Below are 17,042 nucleotides of genomic sequence, written 5' to 3' on the forward strand. Positions count from 1 at the left end.
GATGAGTAAATGAAATGGGAGGAAAAATGAGGCTATTACCTATAAGAAAAATATCACGTCAGTCTAAGAGGCTAGCGCTTTTTTTGACTTTTTGTGCAGGATATGTAGATGCCTATACGTTTATTGTGCGAGGGAACACTCTTGTGGCTGGACAAACTGGGAATGTCGTCTTTCTTTCAGTAGGTCTGATTCAACACAATGTGTCAGATGCCAGTGCCAAAGTAATGACCTTGCTAGCTTTTATGATGGGGGTCTTTTTATTAACTGTTTATAAGGAAAAATTGAGAATTGTGAAAAAGCCAATTCTGTCACTGATTCCTTTGGCAATCTTATCAATCATTATTGGTTTTGTACCGCAAACTGTAGATAATATCTATCTAGTACCGCCCTTGGCCTTTTGTATGGGCCTGGTGACAACTGCTTTTGGTGAGGTTTCGGGTATTGCCTACAATAACGCCTTTATGACAGGGAATATCAAACGAACCATGCTGGCTTTTGGAGATTATTTCCGAACCAAGCACACTCCTTTTTTACGTGAAGGGATTATCTTTGTAAGCCTGCTTAGTAGTTTTGTCCTTGGCGTTGTCTTTTCAGCTTATTTGACGATTTTCTATCATGAAAAGACCATTCTTGGTGTTCCCATTATGATGAGCTTTTTTTACCTCAGTATGCTTTTTGCTAAGTGGAGGAAAAAAGTAAAAGAAAAAGCTTCATTTTAGGTGTTATTACTTGTAAGAAAATAGGAGATATGCTATACTTGAAGAGTTGACTATGCACGATCCTGTGCAACCGCACGAACATCGTTGTTTGATTATTCAAGTTTAAGTGGTTCGTCCCACGATGCTAGGCGAGTCTTCACAAAAAAATCGGGGAAACCCATAAAAATCATAGGAGGTGCATAATGAGCACATACGCAATTATCAAAACTGGCGGAAAACAAGTTAAAGTTGAAGTTGGTCAAGCAGTTTACGTTGAAAAATTGAACGTTGAAGCTGGTCAAGAAGTTACTTTTAACGAAGTTGTTCTTGTTGGCGGTGAAAACACTGTTGTCGGAACTCCACTTGTTGCTGGAGCTACTGTAGTTGGAACTGTTGAAAAACAAGGAAAACAAAAGAAAGTTGTTACTTACAAGTACAAACCTAAAAAAGGTAGCCACCGTAAACAAGGTCACCGTCAACCATATACAAAAGTTGTCATCAACGCAATCAACGCTTAATTTTAAGGAGAACACATGATACAAGCAGTCTTTGAGAGAGCCGAAGATGGCGAGCTGAGGAGTGCGGAAATTACTGGACACGCCGAGAGTGGCGAATACGGCTTAGATGTCGTGTGTGCATCGGTTTCTACGCTTGCCATTAACTTTATCAATTCTATTGAAAAATTTGCAGGCTATGAACCAATCCTAGAATTAAACGAAGATGAAGGTGGCTATCTGATGGTTGAAATTCCAAAAGATCTTCCTTCACACCAGAGAGAAATGACCCAGTTATTCTTTGAATCATTTTTCTTAGGTATGGCAAACTTATCGGAGAACTCTTCTGAGTTCGTCCAAACCAGAGTTATCACAGAAAACTAACACGGAGGAAAACATTATGTTAAAAATGACTCTTAACAACTTGCAACTTTTCGCCCACAAAAAAGGTGGAGGTTCTACATCAAACGGACGTGATTCACAAGCTAAACGTCTTGGAGCTAAAGCAGCTGACGGACAAACTGTAACAGGTGGATCAATCCTTTACCGTCAACGTGGTACACACATCTATCCAGGTGTAAACGTTGGACGTGGTGGAGACGATACTTTGTTCGCTAAAGTTGAAGGCGTAGTACGCTTTGAACGTAAAGGACGCGATAAAAAACAAGTTTCTGTTTACCCAATCGCTAAATAAAAAGGTCCAGTGAACCTTTTTATCCCGAGCCTTGAAATATAAAGGCGAGGAAGCTAGAAGTAGCATAAACTAAGGCTTTCCGAGTTTTCGGAGAGCCTGTTTTTTTGTTTTGATACCCACGCTGATACCCATATTTTAAAAACCAATGTAAGAAGCGAACTTGTCGGCTGCTTTATCTTTTAGATACAATCATAAAATAGTGGAATGTAAACCTTTAACAGCAATGAATGTTATAAGGGAATAAGATATTGTAAAAATTGCTAAGGTTTGTGCTAAGGTTTGATGCTATAATTGTATCTCAGAGAAAAAGTAAGAAGAATGAAAGGATGTAAACTTGTATGAAACATCTTATCACCATAATAGTCTGTTCAATCTCTTTTCTTGTTTTATCTGCTTGTGTTAGTAAGAAAAAACTTATTCTTCCTGAACCTGAAAAGATCTCTGTTATTTCTCTGCAGAAAAAACTCTCTGAAGATGTTAAAACTATCAACAAGAGAGAAGAAATTTCAAAATTGATTGAGGAGATACAGAAACAGTCAAAATCTACCTCTTTGGAGAGTGTAAATGATCAACCGACAAATGTTAAAGATTATATCATTATCAAGTTTTATCATCAGAATGAAGAAAAGGATAGTGTAGTCTATCTATATACTAAGAAGAAAAGACAGTATATTGAGCAACCTTATGCTGGTATCTGGGAAGTAAATCCAGATATAGCCAATAGGATTGAAGAGATTTTTTCTAGTTGATTTATAGAATTCAAGAAATTTTTAGAGAGTTTTCTTGTATTATGTTTTAAACGGTAAATCAAAAAGATTTGCTGTTTTTATTTGTTTGAACCAAAATGAGGACTGAAAAAGACATTATTCTAATTCTTGTATTGGGTTGTTAGACTCTTCATTGGAATTTGAAAATTTCCAGACTTTTTTCCTTTTTGGAAAACTTCTAAAATATGGTATAATGAAAAGATAAAGAAGTTGGGGGTAGAAGATGAACATTCAACAATTACGCTATGTTGTTGCCATTGCCAATAGTGGTACTTTCCGTGAAGCTGCTGAAAAGATGTATGTTAGTCAGCCGAGTCTGTCTATTTCTGTTCGTGATTTGGAAAAAGAGTTGGGCTTTAAGATTTTCCGTCGGACCAGCTCAGGGACTTTCTTGACTCGTCGTGGTATGGAATTCTATGAAAAAGCGCAAGAATTGGTTAAAAGATTTGATATTTTTCAAAATCAGTATGCCAATCCTGAGGAAGAAAAAGATGAATTTTCCATTGCTAGCCAGCACTATGACTTCTTGCCACCAACCATTACGGCTTTCTCAGAGCGCTATCCTGATTATAAGAACTTTCGTATTTTTGAATCAACTACTGTTCAAATTTTAGACGAAGTGGCGCAAGGACATAGTGAGATTGGGATTATCTACCTCAACAATCAAAATAAAAAGGGGATTATGCAACGGGTTGAAAAGCTAGGACTAGAGGTCATTGAATTGATTCCCTTCCATACCCATATTTATCTCCGTGAGGGGCATCCTTTGGCTCAGAAAGAGGAATTGGTCATGGAGGATTTAGCTGATCTACCAACGGTTCGTTTCACTCAAGAAAAAGACGAGTACCTTTATTATTCAGAGAACTTTGTTGATACTAGTGCGAGCTCGCAGATGTTCAATGTGACAGACCGTGCTACTTTGAATGGTATTTTGGAGCGGACGGATGCCTATGCGACAGGTTCTGGATTTTTAGATAGTGACAGTGTCAATGGCATCACAGTTATTCGTCTCAAGGATAACCTAGATAATCGCATGGTCTATGTTAAACGTGAAGAAGTGGAGCTGAGTCAAGCTGGTACTCTCTTTGTAGAAGTCATGCAAGAATATTTTAATCAGAAGAGGAAATCATGAAAAAAAGAGGAATAGTGGCAGTCATTGTACTGCTTTTGATTGCGCTGGATCAGTTGGTTAAATCCTATATCGTCCAACAAATTCCACTGGGTGAAGTACGCTCTTGGATTCCTAATTTCGTTAGCTTGACCTATCTGCAAAATAGAGGGGCAGCCTTTTCTATCTTACAAGATCAGCAGTTGTTATTCGCTGTCATTACTCTGGTTGTCGTGGTAGGTGCCATTTGGTATCTACATAAACACATGGAGGACTCGCTCTGGATGGTCTTGGGTTTGACCTTGATTATCGCAGGTGGTCTTGGAAACTTTATTGACAGGATCAGTCAGGGATTTGTTGTGGATATGTTCCACCTTGACTTTATCAATTTTGCAATTTTCAATGTTGCAGATAGCTATCTGACGGTTGGAGTGATTATTTTATTGATTGCAATGCTAAAAGAGGAAATAAATGGAAATTAAAATTGAAACTGGTGGTCTGCGTTTGGATAAGGCTTTGTCGGATTTGACAGAATTATCACGTAGTCTCGCGAATGAACAAATCAAATCAGGTCAGGTCTTGGTCAATGGCCAAGTCAAGAAAGCTAAATACACTGTCCAAGAGGGCGATGTCGTCACTTACCATGTGCCAGAACCAGAGATTTTAGAGTATGTAGCTGAGAATCTTCCGCTAGAAATAGTCTACCAAGATGAGGATGTGGCTGTCGTTAACAAGCCTCAGGGAATGGTTGTGCATCCGAGTGCTGGTCATACTAGTGGGACCCTGGTAAATGCCCTTATGTATCATATTAAGGACTTGTCGGGTATCAATGGGGTTCTGCGTCCAGGAATTGTTCACCGTATTGATAAGGATACGTCAGGCCTTCTCATGATTGCTAAAAATGATGAGGCTCATCTAGCACTTGCCCAAGAACTCAAGGATAAAAAGTCTCTCCGCAAATATTGGGCGATTGTTCATGGAAATTTGCCCAATGATCGTGGTGTCATTGAAGCGCCGATTGGCCGTAGTGAAAAAGACCGTAAGAAACAAGCTGTAACTGCTAAAGGGAAGCCTGCAGTGACCCGTTTCCACGTTTTGGAACGTTTTGGTGATTACAGCTTGGTAGAGTTGCAGCTAGAGACAGGGCGTACCCATCAAATCCGTGTTCACATGGCTTATATTGGCCATCCAGTCGCTGGTGATGAAGTCTATGGTCCTCGTAAGACACTTAAGGGGCATGGACAATTTCTTCATGCCAAGACTTTAGGTTTTACTCATCCGAGAACAGGTGAGACCTTAGAATTTACCGCAGATATTCCAGATATTTTTAAGGAAAAATTAGAGAGATTGAGGAAGTAAGAATGAAAAAGAAATTAACTAGTTTAGCCCTTGCAAGCACTTTTTTAGCTTTGTCATGGTATGGGAATGTTCAAGCTCAAGAAAGTTCAGGAAATAAAATCCACTTTATAAATGTTCATGAAGGTGGTAGTGATGCGATTATTCTTGAAAGCAATGGACATTTTGCCATGGTGGATACAGGAGAAGATTATGATTTCCCAGATGGAAGTGATTCTCGTTATCCATGGAGACAGGGTATCAATACCACTTATAAGCATGTTCTGACAGACCGTGTTTTTCGTCATTTGAAGGAATTGGGTGTCCAAAAGCTTGATTTTATTTTGGTGACCCATACCCACAGCGATCATATTGGAAATGTTGATGAATTACTGTCTACCTATCCAGTTGACCGAGTCTATCTTAAGAAATATAGTGATAATCGTATTACTAAGCCTGAACGTCTTTGGGATAATCTGTATGGCTATGATAAGGTTTTACAGACTGCTGCTGAAAAAGGTGTTTCAGTTATTCAAAACATCACACAAGGAGATGCTCATTTTCAGTTTGGGGACATGGATATTCAGCTCTATAATTATGAAAATGAAACTGATTCGTCGGGTGAATTAAAGAAAATTTGGGATGACAATTCCAATTCCTTGATTAGCGTGGTGAAAGTCAATGGCAAGAAAATTTACCTTGGGGGCGACTTAGATAATGTTCATGGAGCAGAAGACAAGTACGGTTCTCTCATTGGAAAAGTTGATTTGATGAAGTTTAACCATCATTTAGATACAAAAAATTCTAATACAAAAAATTTTATAAGAAATTTGTCTCCTGAGATAATTGTTCAAACTTCCTCCTCACCAATTGGTTCGTATGATAGCGGTCAAGAAATAAATAGGGAATATATTAGCTGGATTGAATCAATGGGAATTCAACATATAAACGCAGCCAGCAAAGACTATGATGCGACAGTTTTTGATATTCGACAAGACGGATTTGTCAATATTTCAACCTCCTACAAGCATATTCCAAGTTTTCAAGCTGGTTGGCATAAGAGTGCTTATGGAAACTGGTGGTATCAAGCACCTGATTCTACAGGAGAGTATGCTGTCGGTTGGAATGAAATCGAAGGTGAATGGTACTATTTTAATCAAAGGGGAATCCTGTTATATAATCAATGGAAAAAATGGAACAATCGTTGGTTCTATTTAACAGACTCTGGTGCTGCTGCTAAAAATTGGAAGAAAATCGCTGGAATCTGGTATTATTTTAACAAAGAAAACCAGATGGAAATTGGTTGGATTCAAGATAAAGAACAGTGGTATTATTTATCAAACGATGGCTCTATGAAGACAGGTTGGCTTCAATATAAGGGGCAATGGTATTACTTTGCTCAATCAGGGGAAATGAAAACGGGCTGGGTAAAAGATAAAGAAACCTGGTACTATATGGATTCTACTGGTATCATGAAGACAGGTGAGATAGAAGTTGCTGGTCATCATTACTATCTGGAAGATTCAGGAGCTATGAAGCAAGGCTGGCTTAAAAAGGCAAATGATTGGTATTTCTACAAGACAGACGGTTCACGAGCTGTTGGTTGGATTAAAGACAAGGATAAATGGTACTTCTTGAAAGAAAATGGTCAATTACTTGTGAACGGTAAGACACCAGAAGGCTATACTGTTGATTCAAGTGGTGCCTGGTTAGTGGATGTTCCAGTCGAGAAATCTGCTACAACTAGAGATACAAGTAACTCAGAAATAAAAGAATCCAAAGAAGTAGTGAAAAAAGATCTTGAAAATAAAGAAACGAGTCAACACGAAAGTATTACAAGTTCTTCAACTTCACAAAGCTCTGAAACGAGTACAAACAAATTGGAATCAGAACAGTAGTAAAAAAGAAGGTTTTAGAGCCTTCTTTTTCCTATCAACTCTTTTCTATTTCCTGCCATTCATGTTATAATGGATAAATATGAAGAATCGGAGTGAGACTATGAAATACAAACGGATTGTCTTTAAGGTTGGGACTTCTTCTCTGACAAATGAGGATGGAAGTTTATCACGTAGTAAGGTAAAGGCTATTACCCAGCAGTTGGCTATGTTGCACGAGGCTGGTCATGAATTGATTTTGGTGTCGTCGGGTGCCATTGCTGCAGGTTTTGGGGCCTTAGGATTTAAAAAGCGTCCGACTAAGATTGCTGATAAACAGGCTTCAGCAGCGGTAGGGCAAGGGCTTTTGTTGGAAGAATACACGACCAATCTTCTCTTGCGCCAAATCGTTTCTGCACAAATCTTGCTGACCCAGGATGACTTTGTAGATAAGCGCCGTTATAAAAATGCCCATCAGGCCTTGTCAGTTCTACTTAGCCGTGGGGCGATTCCTATCATCAATGAGAATGACAGTGTCGTTATTGATGAGCTCAAGGTTGGGGACAATGATACTCTAAGTGCACAGGTAGCGGCCATGGTCCAAGCAGACCTTTTGGTCCTCTTGACAGATGTGGACGGTCTTTATACTGGAAATCCTAATTCAGACCCAAGAGCCAAACGCTTGGAGAAAATCGAGACTATCAATCGTGAGATTATTGATATGGCCGGTGGAGCAGGTTCTTCAAACGGAACTGGGGGCATGTTAACCAAAATCAAAGCTGCAACTATTGCGACAGAATCAGGAGTTCCTGTTTATATCTGCTCATCCTTGAAGTCAGATGCCATGATTGAGGCGGCTGAGGAGACCAAGGATGGTTCCTACTTTGTTGCGCAAGAGAAGGGACTTCGTACCCAGAAACAATGGCTGGCCTTTTATGCTCAGAGTCAAGGTTCTATTTGGGTTGATAAAGGGGCTGCTGAAGCTCTCTCTCAACATGGAAAGAGTCTTCTCTTATCTGGTGTTGTTGATGCAGAAGGTGCCTTTTCTTACGGTGATATCGTGACAGTATTTGACAAGGAAAGTGGAAAATCACTTGGAAAAGGGCGCGTGCAATTTGGGGCATCTGCTTTGGAGGATATGTTACGTTCTCAAAAAGCCAAGGGTGTCTTGATTCACCGTGATGACTGGATTTCCATTACTCCTGAAATCCAACTACTCTTTACAGAATTTTAGAGGTAAACTATGGTAAGTACACAAGAACAATTTGAGCAGGTACAGGCTGTTAAAAAATCGATCAACACAGCTAGTGAAGACGTGAAAAACCAAGCCTTGCTAGCCATGGCTGATCACTTAGTGGCTGCTACAGAGGAGATTTTAGCGGCAAATGCCCTCGATATGGAATCGGCCAAAGGTAAAATCTCAGATGTGATGCTGGATCGTCTTTATTTGGATGCAGGGCGTATAGAAGCGATGGCAACTGGTATTCGTGAAGTGGTTGCCTTACCAGATCCAATCGGTGAAGTTTTAGAAACCAATCAGCTTGAAAACGGTTTGGTTATCACAAAGAAACGTGTAGCTATGGGAGTTATTGGTATAATCTATGAAAGCCGTCCGAATGTGACGTCTGATGCGGCTGCTTTGGCTCTTAAAAGTGGAAATGCAGTTGTTCTTCGTAGTGGTAAGGATGCCTATCAAACAGCTCATGCTATTGTCACAGCTTTGAAGAAGGGCTTGGAGACGACTACTATTCACCCAGATGTGATTCAACTGGTGGAAGATACCAGTCGTGAAAGCAGCTATGCCATGATGAAGGCCAAAGGCTATCTAGACCTTCTCATTCCTCGTGGAGGGGCTGGTTTGATCAATGCCGTAGTTGAAAATGCTATCGTACCTGTTATTGAGACAGGAACTGGGATTGTCCATGTTTATGTGGACAAGGATGCAGACGAAGACAAGGCGCTGTCTATCATCAACAATGCCAAAACTAGTCGCCCTTCTGTCTGCAATGCCATGGAGGTTCTCCTTGTTCATGAGGACAAGGCAGCAAGTTTTCTTCCTCGCTTGGAGCAAGTGCTGGTTGCAGATCGAAAAGAAGCTGGGTTGGAAGCAATTCAATTCCGCCTGGATAGCAAAGCAAGTCAGTTTGTTTCTGGTCAAGTAGCTGAGGCTCAAGACTTTGACACCGAGTTTTTAGACTATATTCTAGCTGTTAAGATTGTGAGCAGTTTAGAAGAAGCGGTTGCCCATATTGAGGCTCACAGTACCCATCATTCGGATGCCATTGTGACGGAAAATGCAGAAGCTGCAGCTTACTTTACAGATCAGGTGGACTCTGCAGCGGTTTATGTCAATGCCTCAACTCGTTTCACCGATGGTGGCCAATTTGGTCTTGGTTGCGAAATGGGGATTTCTACTCAGAAACTGCACGCGCGTGGTCCCATGGGATTGAAAGAGTTGACCAGCTATAAGTATGTGGTTACTGGTGACGGACAGATAAGGGAGTAAGAGATGAAGATTGGATTTATCGGTTTGGGGAATATGGGAGCTAGTTTGGCCAAGGCTGTTTTGCAGGCCAAGACGGGTGATGACCTTCTCCTTGCCAATCGTAGTCAAGCCAAGGTGGATTCTTTCATTGCCGACTTTGGCGGTCAGGCTTCCAGCAATGACGAAATCTTTGCAGAAGCAGATGTGATTTTTCTAGGAGTAAAGCCTGCACAGTTCTCAGACTTGCTTTCTCAATATCAGACTATCCTTGAAAAACGAGAAAGTCTTCTTTTGATTTCCATGGCAGCTGGATTGACTTTAGAAAAAATAGCAAGCCTTATCCCAAGTCAACACCGAATTATTCGTATGATGCCAAATACTCCGGCTTCTATCGGACAAGGAGTGATTAGTTATGCCTTGTCTCCTAATTGCAGGGCTGAGGACGGTGAGCTATTTTGTCAACTTTTAACTAAGGCTGGTCTCTTGGTTGAACTTGGGGAAAGCTTAATCGACGCAGCGACAGGTCTTGCAGGCTGTGGACCGGCTTTTGTCTATCTCTTTATTGAGGCCTTGGCAGATGCAGGTGTTCAGACAGGATTGCCACGAGAAATAGCTTTAAAAATGGCAGCACAAACTGTGGTAGGAGCTGGGCAATTGGTCCTTGAAAGTCAGCAACATCCTGGGGTCTTAAAAGATCAAGTTTGTAGCCCAGGTGGTTCGACTATCGCTGGTGTAGCAAGCCTAGAAGCGCATGCTTTTCGAGGAACGGTCATGGATGCAGTTGGTCAAGCCTATAAACGAACACAAGAACTAGGTAAATAAGAGGTGGATTTGTCTGCCTCTTTTATGGTGGTTGATACTCTTGGAAAATCTCTTCAAACCACGTCAGCTTCCATCTACAACCTCAAAACAGTGTTTTGAGCAACCTGCGGCTAGCTTCCTAGTTTGCTCTTTGATTTTCATTGAGTATGAAATGAGAAGACAAAAAGATTGTCACAAACCCCTATTTTTTTGATAGAATAGAAGTAGTAAAAAAGAAATGAGTTAGACATGTCAAAAGGATTTTTAGTCTCTCTTGAGGGACCAGAGGGAGCAGGAAAGACCAGTGTTTTAGAGGCTCTGCTCCCAATTTTAGAGGAAAAAGGAGTAGAGGTGCTGACGACCCGTGAACCTGGCGGAGTCTTGATTGGGGAGAAGATTCGGGAAGTGATTTTGGACCTAAGTCATACTCAGATGGATCCTAAAACGGAACTCCTTCTCTATATCGCCAGTCGCAGACAGCACTTGGTGGAAAAAGTTCTCCCTGCCCTTGAAGCTGGCAAGTTGGTCATTATGGACCGCTTCATCGATAGTTCCATTGCCTATCAGGGATTTGGTCGTGGCTTGGATATTGACGCCATTGATTGGCTCAATCACTTTGCGACAGATGGCCTTAAACCTGATTTGACACTCTATTTTGACATCGAGGTGGAAGAAGGGCTGGCTCGCATTGCTGCTAATAGTGACCGCGAGGTCAATCGTTTGGACTTGGAAGGTTTGGACTTGCATAAAAAAGTTCGTCAAGGCTACCTTTCTCTTCTGGATAAAGAGGGAAATCGCATTGTCAAGATTGATGCGAGTCTCCCCTTGGAGCAAGTTGTGGAAACTACCAAGGCTGTCTTGTTTGATAGAATGGGATTAGCTAAATGAAACAAGATCAACTAAAGGCCTGGCAACCAGCCCAGTTTGACCGCTTTGTCCGTATTCTAGAACAAAACCAGCTCAATCACGCCTATCTCTTTTCAGGTTTCTTTGGAAGCTTGGAAATGGCTCAATTTTTGGCTAAGAGCCTTTTTTGTACGGATAAGGTAGGTGTGTTGCCATGTGAGAAATGTCGAAATTGTAAGCTGATTGAACAGGAAGAATTTCCCGATGTCACTTTGATTAAGCCAGTCAATCAGGTTATTAAGACAGAACGCATTCGGGAATTGGTGGGACAGTTTTCTCAAGCAGGGATTGAAAGCCAGCAGCAGGTTTTTATTATCGAGCAAGCTGAGAAGATGCATCCTAATGCAGCCAATTCTCTGCTCAAGGTCATCGAAGAACCCCAGAGTGAGGTTTATATTTTCTTCTTGACCAGCGATGAGGAAAAGATGTTACCGACCATCCGTAGTCGGACTCAAATTTTCCACTTTAAAAAGCAAGAAGAACAACTCATCTTGCTCTTAGAACAAATGGGACTGGTTAAGAAAAAAGCGACTCTCCTAGCTCAGTTTAGTCAATCGCGAGCTGAAGCAGAAAAGTTGGCAAATCAGGCAGTCTTTTGGACCTTGGTCGATGAAAGTGAACGCCTGCTGACTTGGTTAGTAGCTAAGAAAAAAGAAAGTTATCTGCAGGTTGCTAAATTAGCCAACTTAGCAGATGACAAGGAAAAACAAGATCAGGTTTTACGGATTCTTGAAGTTCTCTGTGGACAAGATATCCTACAAGCAAGAGTAAGAGTGATTCTACAAGATTTGCTAGAAGCTAGAAAAATGTGGCAAGCTAATGTCAGCTTTCAAAATGCTATGGAATATCTGGTCTTGAAAGAAATATAAACTCAAAAATGAACGATAAAGAAAGGAAAGGGCTGTTTTATGGACAAAAAAGAATTATTTGACGCGCTGGATGATTTTTCCCAACAGTTATTGGTAACCTTGGCCGACGTGGAAGCCATCAAGAAAAATCTCAAGAGCCTGGTAGAGGAAAATACAGCTCTTCGCTTGGAAAATAGTAAGTTGCGCGAACGCTTGGGTGAGGTGGAAGCAGATGCTCCCGTCAAGGCCAAACATGTTCGAGAAAGTGTCCGTCGGATTTATAAAGACGGATTTCACGTTTGTAATGATTTTTATGGTCAACGTCGAGAGCAGGATGAGGAATGTATGTTCTGTGACGAGTTACTATACAGGGAGTAAGCATGCAGATTCAAAAAAGTTTTAAGGGGCAATCTCCCTATGGCAAGCTGTATCTAGTGGCAACGCCGATTGGCAATCTAGACGATATAACCTTTCGAGCTATCCAGACCTTGAAAGAAGTGGACTGGATTGCTGCTGAGGATACGCGCAATACAGGGCTTTTGCTCAAGCATTTTGACATTTCCACCAAGCAAATCAGTTTTCATGAGCACAATGCCAAGGAAAAGATTCCTGATTTGATTGGTTTCCTGAAAGCAGGACAAAGCATTGCTCAGGTATCCGATGCGGGTCTGCCTAGCATCTCAGACCCTGGTCATGATTTGGTTAAGGCAGCAATTGAGGAAGAGGTTGCAGTTGTCACAGTTCCGGGTGCCTCTGCAGGGATTTCTGCCTTGATTGCCAGTGGTTTAGCACCGCAGCCACATATCTTTTACGGTTTTTTGCCAAGAAAATCAGGCCAGCAAAAGCAATTTTTCGACTCGAAAAAAGACTATCCTGAAACACAAATTTTCTATGAATCTCCTCATCGTGTAGCAGATACGTTGGAAAATATGCTAGAAGTCTACGGTGACCGCTCGGTGGTCTTGGTTAGAGAATTGACCAAAATCTATGAAGAATACCAAAGAGGAAAGATCTCTGAATTGCTGGAAAGCATAGCTGAAACACCACTCAAGGGCGAATGCCTTCTCATCGTTGAAGGTGCCAGTCAGGATGTGGAAGAAAAAGACAAGGAGGACTTGTTTTCAGAAATCCAAGCCCGCATCCAGCAAGGTATGAAGAAAAATCAAGCCATTAAGGAAGTTGCGAAATACTACCAGTGGAATAAAAGTCAACTCTACGCAGCCTACCACGACTGGGAAGAAAATCAAGAAAATGACTAAACAGGGAAGTTTGCCTTCTTCCCTTTTTTTGTTATACTAGTAGAAGAAAAAATTAGAAAGATTTGTGGGTGTCAAACAGTCCAGTGGGGTGTTTTGATATGGACTTACGTCCCACCCAAAGAGGTATTAGTGTCGTGTCTCAATCTTATATCAATGTTATCGGTGCTGGTTTGGCAGGTTCTGAAGCAGCCTACCAAATCGCAGAACGTGGTATTCCAGTTAAACTTTATGAAATGCGTGGTGTCAAGTCAACACCTCAACACAAAACAGACAATTTTGCTGAGTTAGTTTGTTCTAATTCCCTTCGTGGGGATGCTTTGACAAATGCAGTGGGTCTCCTCAAGGAAGAAATGCGTCGCTTGGGTTCTGTTATTTTGGAATCTGCTGAGGCTACACGTGTTCCTGCTGGTGGTGCTCTTGCGGTGGACCGAGATGGTTTCTCCCAAATGGTGACTGAAAAAGTTGCCAACCATCCCTTGATTGAGGTGGTGCGTGATGAAATTACAGAATTGCCGACAGATGTTATTACGGTTGTCGCTACTGGTCCTTTGACCAGCGATACTCTGGCTGAAAAGATTCATGCTCTTAATGACGGCGATGGTTTCTATTTCTACGATGCGGCAGCGCCTATTATCGACGTCAACACCATCGATATGAGCAAGGTCTACCTCAAGTCTCGATACGATAAGGGAGAAGCTGCCTACCTCAACGCTCCCATGACTAAGCAAGAGTTTATGGATTTTCATGAAGCCTTGGTTAATGCGGAAGAAGCACCGCTCAATTCTTTCGAAAAAGAAAAGTACTTTGAAGGCTGTATGCCTATCGAAGTCATGGCTAAACGTGGTATTAAAACCATGCTTTATGGTCCTATGAAACCAGTCGGTCTGGAGTATCCAGATGACTACACAGGACCTCGTGATGGAGAATTCAAAACCCCTTATGCGGTGGTTCAGCTGCGTCAGGATAATGCGGCTGGTAGCCTTTACAATATAGTCGGTTTCCAGACCCACCTCAAATGGGGAGAACAAAAACGTGTCTTCCAAATGATTCCAGGTCTTGAAAATGCTGAGTTTGTTCGTTATGGTGTCATGCACCGCAATTCTTATATGGATTCACCAAATCTTCTTGAACAGACTTACCGTTCTAAGAAACAGCCAAATCTCTTCTTTGCTGGTCAGATGACGGGTGTGGAAGGCTATGTTGAATCAGCAGCGTCAGGCTTGGTTGCGGGAATTAACGCGGCTCGTCTTTTCAAGGGAGAAAGCGAGGCTATTTTCCCAGAAACAACAGCGATTGGAAGTCTAGCTCATTACATCACCCATGCTGACAGCAAACATTTCCAACCAATGAATGTTAATTTCGGTATTATCAAGGAGTTGGAAGGCGAGCGTATTCGTGATAAGAAGGCTCGTTATGAAAAAATTGCAGAGCGTGCTCTTTCTGACTTAGAGGAATTTTTAACGGTCTAATTTTTTTGAAAGAATTGCTCATGATACTATAAAAATCTTAGAAATTGTGATAAAATAGGTAGGATAAAAAAAGGAGAGTGAAAATGGCGAATCCCAAGTATAAACGTATTTTAATCAAGTTATCAGGTGAAGCCCTTGCCGGTGAACGTGGCGTAGGGATTGATATCCAAACAGTTCAAACAATCGCAAAAGAGATTCAAGAAGTTCATAGCTTAGGTATCGAAATTGCCCTTGTTATCGGTGGAGGAAATCTCTGGCGTGGAGAACCTGCTGCAGAAGCAGGAATGGACCGCGTTCAGGCAGATTACACAGGAATGCTTGGGACTGTTATGAATGCTCTTGTGATGGCAGATTCATTGCAACAAGTTGGTGTCGATACGCGTGTACAAACAGCTATTGCCATGCAACAAGTGGCAGAGCCTTACGTACGTGGACGTGCCCTTCGTCACCTTGAAAAAGGCCGTATCGTTATCTTTGGTGCTGGAATTGGTTCACCTTACTTCTCAACAGATACAACAGCGGCCCTTCGTGCAGCTGAAATCGAAGCGGATGCCATCCTTATGGCTAAAAATGGGGTCGATGGTGTTTACAATGCCGATCCTAAGAAGGACAAGACAGCCGTTAAATTTGAAGAATTGACCCACCGTGATGTTATCAATAAAGGTCTCCGTATCATGGACTCAACAGCTTCAACTCTCTCAATGGATAACGACATTGACTTGGTTGTCTTCAACATGAACCAACCAGGCAACATCAAACGTGTCGTATTTGGTGAAAATATCGGAACAACAGTTTCAAATAATATCTAAGAAAAGGAATAAGAAAGATTATGGCTAACGCAATTATTGAAAAAGCTAAAGAGAGAATGGCCCAGTCTCACCAATCACTTGCTCGTGAATTTGGTGGTATCCGTGCTGGCCGTGCCAATGCAAGCTTGCTTGACCGTGTACATGTAGAATACTACGGAGTCGAAACTCCTCTTAACCAAATCGCTTCAATTACCATTCCAGAAGCGCGTGTTTTGTTGGTAACACCATTTGACAAGTCTTCATTGAAAGACATCGAACGTGCCTTGAACGCTTCTGATCTTGGTATCACACCAGCTAATGACGGTTCTGTTATTCGTTTGGTTATCCCTGCTCTTACAGAAGAAACTCGTCGTGACCTTGCTAAAGAAGTGAAGAAGGTCGGCGAAAATGCTAAAGTGGCTGTCCGCAATATTCGTCGTGATGCTATGGACGAAGCTAAGAAACAAGAAAAAGCAAAAGAAATCACTGAAGACGAATTGAAGACTCTTGAAAAAGACATTCAAAAAGTAACAGACGATGCTGTTAAACACATCGACGACATGACTGCCAACAAAGAAAAAGAACTTTTGGAAGTCTAAAAATAAACAGAAAAACTCAGTTGGCATTGCTGGCTGAGTTTTATTCGAAAGAAGGAAATATGAATACAAATCTTGCAAGTTTTATCGTTGGACTGATCATCGATGAAAATGACCGTTTTTACTTTGTGCAAAAGGATGGTCAAACCTATGCTCTTGCTAAGGAAGAAGGCCAACATACAGTAGGGGATACGGTCAAAGGTTTTGCCTACACGGATATGAAGCAAAAACTCCGCATGACAACCTTAGAAGTGACTGCCACTCAGGATCAGTTTGGTTGGGGCCGTGTTACAGAGGTTCGTAAGGACTTGGGTGTCTTTGTGGATACAGGCCTTCCTGACAAGGAAATCGTTGTGTCACTCGATATTCTCCCTGAACTCAAGGAACTCTGGCCTAAGAAGGGCGACCAACTCTACATCCGTCTTGAAGTGGACAAGAAAGACCGTATCTGGGGACTCTTGGCTTATCAAGAAGACTTCCAACGTCTGGCTCGTCCTGCCTACAACAACATGCAGAACCAAAACTGGCCAGCCATTGTTTACCGCCTCAAGCTGTCTGGAACTTTTGTTTACCTGCCAGAAAATAACATGCTTGGCTTTATCCATCCTAGCGAGCGTTACGCAGAGCCACGTTTGGGGCAAGTATTAGATGCGCGCGTTATTGGTTTCCGTGAAGTGGACCGCACGTTGAACCTCTCCCTCAAACCACGTTCTTTTGAGATGTTGGAAAATGATGCTCAGATGATTTTGACATACTTGGAAAGCAATGGCGGTTTCATGACCTTAAATGATAAATCATCTCCTGATGACATCAAGGCTACCTTTGGCATTTCTAAAGGTCAGTTCAAGAAAGCACTCGGTGGTTTGATGAAGGCTGGTAAAATCAAGCAAGACCAGTTTGGGACAGAGTTGATTTAGGGA

At 41.7% G+C, this 17,042-nt stretch carries 20 protein-coding genes, 1 pseudogene and 1 other annotated feature; of the genes and pseudogenes, 20 read left to right on the top strand and 1 reads right to left on the bottom strand.

Features of this window, described 5'->3' with window-relative positions; all coding sequences use genetic code 11:
- Positions 1-14: 14 nt before the first annotated feature.
- From ACWPV5_RS02605 to ACWPV5_RS02625, 5 genes are all read left to right on the top strand, one after another.
- Entirely contained in the window at positions 15-719 is a 705-nt protein-coding gene (locus tag ACWPV5_RS02605) for a YoaK family protein (RefSeq protein WP_261067860.1), read from the top strand.
- Positions 720-777: 58 nt separating this feature from the next.
- Positions 778-865 (top strand) — a sequence feature (ribosomal protein L21 leader region).
- Between the two features lie 36 nt (positions 866-901).
- Entirely contained in the window at positions 902-1,216 is a 315-nt protein-coding gene (gene rplU, locus ACWPV5_RS02610; RefSeq protein ID WP_000109141.1) for a 50S ribosomal protein L21, read from the top strand.
- A 15-nt stretch (positions 1,217-1,231) separates the two neighbouring features.
- Positions 1,232-1,576 (top strand): ribosomal-processing cysteine protease Prp, encoded by a 345-nt coding sequence (locus ACWPV5_RS02615; protein ID WP_000613699.1) that lies wholly within the window; start codon positions 1,232-1,234, stop codon positions 1,574-1,576.
- Between the two features lie 16 nt (positions 1,577-1,592).
- A complete protein-coding gene (rpmA, locus tag ACWPV5_RS02620) occupies positions 1,593-1,886 on the top strand; it encodes a 50S ribosomal protein L27 (RefSeq protein ID WP_000916509.1) in 294 nt (97 codons plus the stop codon).
- 338 nt (positions 1,887-2,224) lie between these two features.
- Positions 2,225-2,635 carry a DUF5301 domain-containing protein gene (locus ACWPV5_RS02625; RefSeq protein WP_261070302.1) on the top strand — a complete coding sequence of 137 codons (411 nt, stop codon included), beginning with the start codon at positions 2,225-2,227 and terminating at the stop codon, positions 2,633-2,635.
- Between the two features lie 174 nt (positions 2,636-2,809).
- Here ACWPV5_RS02625 and ACWPV5_RS02630 read toward each other — a convergent pair.
- Positions 2,810-2,884: pseudogene (locus tag ACWPV5_RS02630) on the bottom strand (AraC family transcriptional regulator); the annotation flags it as partial.
- Here ACWPV5_RS02630 and ACWPV5_RS02635 point away from each other — a divergent pair.
- The 15 genes from ACWPV5_RS02635 (at position 2,877) to cvfB (ending at position 17,039) form a co-directional block, all read left to right on the top strand.
- A complete protein-coding gene (locus ACWPV5_RS02635) occupies positions 2,877-3,785 on the top strand; it encodes a LysR family transcriptional regulator (RefSeq protein WP_261070301.1) in 909 nt (302 codons plus the stop codon). The pseudogene ACWPV5_RS02630 and the gene ACWPV5_RS02635 sit on opposite strands and share 8 nt — an antisense overlap.
- Entirely contained in the window at positions 3,782-4,243 is a 462-nt protein-coding gene (lspA, locus tag ACWPV5_RS02640) for a signal peptidase II (protein ID WP_033688702.1), read from the top strand. Before ACWPV5_RS02635 ends, lspA begins: the two co-directional genes overlap by 4 nt.
- Complete coding sequence (locus tag ACWPV5_RS02645; protein WP_454382122.1) at positions 4,233-5,120, top strand: RluA family pseudouridine synthase; 888 nt, start codon at positions 4,233-4,235, stop codon at positions 5,118-5,120. The genes lspA and ACWPV5_RS02645 overlap by 11 nt, the downstream gene beginning before the upstream one ends.
- A 2-nt stretch (positions 5,121-5,122) precedes the next feature.
- Positions 5,123-6,994 carry an MBL fold metallo-hydrolase gene (locus ACWPV5_RS02650; RefSeq protein WP_454382124.1) on the top strand — a complete coding sequence of 624 codons (1,872 nt, stop codon included), beginning with the start codon at positions 5,123-5,125 and terminating at the stop codon, positions 6,992-6,994.
- A gap of 100 nt (positions 6,995-7,094) precedes the next feature.
- Positions 7,095-8,204, top strand: a complete 1,110-nt coding sequence (gene proB / locus ACWPV5_RS02655) for a glutamate 5-kinase (RefSeq protein WP_454382126.1) — start codon at positions 7,095-7,097, stop codon at positions 8,202-8,204.
- A gap of 9 nt (positions 8,205-8,213) precedes the next feature.
- On the top strand, positions 8,214-9,476 hold the full coding sequence (locus ACWPV5_RS02660) for a glutamate-5-semialdehyde dehydrogenase (protein ID WP_023942837.1): 1,263 nt from the start codon (positions 8,214-8,216) through the stop codon (positions 9,474-9,476).
- A 3-nt stretch (positions 9,477-9,479) separates the two neighbouring features.
- Positions 9,480-10,277 carry a pyrroline-5-carboxylate reductase gene (gene proC, locus ACWPV5_RS02665; protein WP_023942835.1) on the top strand — a complete coding sequence of 266 codons (798 nt, stop codon included), beginning with the start codon at positions 9,480-9,482 and terminating at the stop codon, positions 10,275-10,277.
- 228 nt (positions 10,278-10,505) lie between these two features.
- A complete protein-coding gene (tmk, locus tag ACWPV5_RS02670; protein WP_023942833.1) occupies positions 10,506-11,144 on the top strand; it encodes a dTMP kinase in 639 nt (212 codons plus the stop codon).
- Positions 11,141-12,031: a DNA polymerase III subunit delta' gene (locus tag ACWPV5_RS02675; RefSeq protein WP_219966546.1), complete on the top strand. Its 891-nt coding sequence runs from the start codon at positions 11,141-11,143 to the stop codon at positions 12,029-12,031. Before tmk ends, ACWPV5_RS02675 begins: the two co-directional genes overlap by 4 nt.
- 39 nt (positions 12,032-12,070) lie before the next feature.
- Positions 12,071-12,388: a DNA replication initiation control protein YabA gene (yabA, locus tag ACWPV5_RS02680; RefSeq protein ID WP_000358227.1), complete on the top strand. Its 318-nt coding sequence runs from the start codon at positions 12,071-12,073 to the stop codon at positions 12,386-12,388.
- A gap of 2 nt (positions 12,389-12,390) precedes the next feature.
- Positions 12,391-13,269, top strand: a complete 879-nt coding sequence (gene rsmI, locus ACWPV5_RS02685) for a 16S rRNA (cytidine(1402)-2'-O)-methyltransferase (RefSeq protein WP_219966547.1) — start codon at positions 12,391-12,393, stop codon at positions 13,267-13,269.
- 134 nt (positions 13,270-13,403) lie between these two features.
- Complete coding sequence (trmFO, locus tag ACWPV5_RS02690; protein ID WP_219966942.1) at positions 13,404-14,738, top strand: methylenetetrahydrofolate--tRNA-(uracil(54)-C(5))-methyltransferase (FADH(2)-oxidizing) TrmFO; 1,335 nt, start codon at positions 13,404-13,406, stop codon at positions 14,736-14,738.
- 83 nt (positions 14,739-14,821) lie between these two features.
- The gene (gene pyrH, locus ACWPV5_RS02695; RefSeq protein ID WP_000002995.1) at positions 14,822-15,547 is read left to right on the top strand and encodes a UMP kinase; all 726 of its coding nucleotides are present in this window, start codon (positions 14,822-14,824) and stop codon (positions 15,545-15,547) included.
- Positions 15,548-15,567: 20 nt separating this feature from the next.
- Entirely contained in the window at positions 15,568-16,125 is a 558-nt protein-coding gene (frr, locus tag ACWPV5_RS02700; RefSeq protein ID WP_219966548.1) for a ribosome recycling factor, read from the top strand.
- A gap of 59 nt (positions 16,126-16,184) precedes the next feature.
- Positions 16,185-17,039, top strand: coding sequence for an RNA-binding virulence regulatory protein CvfB (cvfB, locus tag ACWPV5_RS02705; protein WP_023942823.1), 855 nt, complete (start codon positions 16,185-16,187; stop codon positions 17,037-17,039).
- The last annotated feature ends 3 nt before the right edge of the window (positions 17,040-17,042 follow it).

It is taken from the genome of Streptococcus sp. Marseille-Q7156, from assembly GCF_965119495.1.